Annotated in this window: 1 rRNA gene; it reads right to left on the bottom strand. The window is 49.2% G+C overall.

Going from position 1 to position 2,486, the window contains the following annotated elements:
• Positions 1-34: 34 nt before the first annotated feature.
• Positions 35-2,486: ribosomal RNA gene (locus tag H561_RS0120140) — 23S ribosomal RNA — on the bottom strand; the annotation flags it as partial.

Here is a 2,486-nt window from a genome sequence, read left to right as displayed (position 1 = left end):
TGCACTTATAAGAACTTGTTTTATTGTAACCCATAGGCTATAAATCTACGGGTAATTAGTACTACTCGGCTATGCTGTTACCAACTTTACACCTGTAGCCTATCAACGTGGTCATCTCCCACGACCCTTAAAAGATGTCTCATCTTGAGGCGAGTTTCACACTTATATGCTTTCAGTGTTTATCTCTTCCAAACGTAGCTACTCAGCGGTGCACCTGGCGGTACAACTGATACACCAGAGGTTTGTTCAATTCGGTCCTCTCGTACTAGAATCAAGCCCTCTCAAACATCTAACGCCCGCAATAGATAGAGACCGAACTGTCTCACGACGTTCTGAACCCAGCTCGCGTGCCACTTTAATGGGCGAACAGCCCAACCCTTGGGACCTTCTCCAGCCCCAGGATGTGACGAGCCGACATCGAGGTGCCGAACCTCCCCGTCGATGTGAGCTCTTGGGGGAGACTAGCCTGTTATCCCCGGAGTACCTTTTATCCTATGAGCGATGGCCCTTCCATACGGAACCACCGGATCACTATGTCCTGCTTTCGCACCTGATCGACTTGTAGGTCTCACAGTCAAGCACCCTTATGCCATTACACTCTACGCACGGTTACCAAGCGTGCTGAGGGTACCTTTGAAAGCCTCCGTTACTCTTTTGGAGGCGACCACCCCAGTCAAACTACCCACCACGCAATGTCCTTCTAAAAGAAGTTAGGCTCCAAGTAAGTAAAGGGTGGTATTTCAACGTTGGCTCCACAGACACTAGCGTGCCCGCTTCATAGCCTCCCACCTATCCTACACATTACTTACTCAAAGTCAATACGAAGTTATAGTAAAGGTTCACAGGGTCTTTTCGTCCCATTGCGGGTAATCGGCATCTTCACCGATACTACAATTTCACCGAGCTCGTGGCTGAGACAGTGCCCAGATCGTTACACCATTCGTGCAGGTCGGAACTTACCCGACAAGGAATTTCGCTACCTTAGGACCGTTATAGTTACGGCCGCCGTTTACTGGGGCTTCAGTCAAACGCTTCGCATTGCTGCTAACGCCCTTCCTTAACCTTCCAGCACCGGGCAGGTGTCAGACCCTATACAGCATCTTTCGATTTAGCAGAGTCCTGTGTTTTTGATAAACAGTCGCCTGGGCCTCTTCACTGCGGCCAGCATTGCTGCTGGCGTCTCTTCTTCCGAAGTTACGAGACTATTTTGCCTAGTTCCTTAGCCACGACTCACTCGAGCACCTTAGGATTCTCTCCTCGACCACCTGTGTCGGTTTTGGTACGGGTTGCTTCACTTCGGCTTTTCTTGGAAGCACTTTCCCTGCAGCAGCTTCGCCCGAAGGCTAGGCCTTGACTATTCCGTCAGTCTCCAGCAGGTACGGCACTCCGTCCCCTTTTTAGTGTGAGCAAGTATGGGAGTATTAACCCATTGTCCATCCACTACCCCTTTCGGGTTCGCGTTAGGTCCCGACTAACCCTCAGCTGATTAGCATAGCTGAGGAAACCTTAGTCTTTCGGTGAGGGGGTTTCTCGCCCCCTTTATCGTTACTTATGCCTACATTTTCTTTTCTGTACGCTCCACAATATCTCACGATACTGCTTCGGTGCAAACAGAATGCTCTCCTACCAGATATAATAAATTATAAATCCATAGCTTCGGTAATATGCTTATGCCCGATTATTATCCATGCCGGACCGCTCGACTAGTGAGCTGTTACGCACTCTTTAAATGAATGGCTGCTTCCAAGCCAACATCCTAGCTGTCAATGCAGTCCAACCGCGTTGTTTCAACTTAGCATATATTTGGGGACCTTAGCTGTTGGTCTGGGTTCTTTCCCTCTCGGACATGGACCTTAGCACCCATGCCCTCACTGCCGCAGAACATTTATTAGCATTCGGAGTTTGTCAGGAATTGGTAGGCGATGAAACCCCCGCATCCAATCAGTAGCTCTACCTCTAATAAACTCATTTGCGACGCTGCACCTAAATGCATTTCGGAGAGTACGAGCTATCTCCCAGTTTGATTGGCCTTTCACCCCTACCCACAGGTCATCCGAAGACTTTTCAACGTCAACCGGTTCGGTCCTCCACTCTGTGTTACCAGAGCTTCAACCTGCCCATGGGTAGATCACAAGGTTTCGCGTCTAATCCTACTAACTATGCGCCCTATTCAGACTCGCTTTCGCTCCGGCTCCGGACCTTAAGTCCTTAACCTCGCTAGTAAAATTAACTCGTAGGCTCATTATGCAAAAGGCACGCCGTCACCCAACTTGTGGGCTCCGACCGCTTGTAGGCGTACGGTTTCAGGTTCTATTTCACCCTTCTATTCGAAGTGCTTTTCACCTTTCCTTCACAGTACTTGTTCACTATCGGTCTTTCAGGAGTATTTAGCCTTGGAGGATGGTCCCCCCATATTCAGACAGGATTTCACGTGTCCCGCCCTACTCATTTATCATCTTAATATACCTTTCATGTACGGGGCTATC

The sequence above is a fragment of the Chryseobacterium gregarium DSM 19109 genome, assembly GCF_000430845.1.
In the GTDB taxonomy this organism is placed as follows: domain Bacteria; phylum Bacteroidota; class Bacteroidia; order Flavobacteriales; family Weeksellaceae; genus Chryseobacterium; species Chryseobacterium gregarium.
The sequence above is the reverse complement of the archived record's forward strand: the minus strand, read 5'-3'. Positions and strand labels throughout refer to the sequence as shown.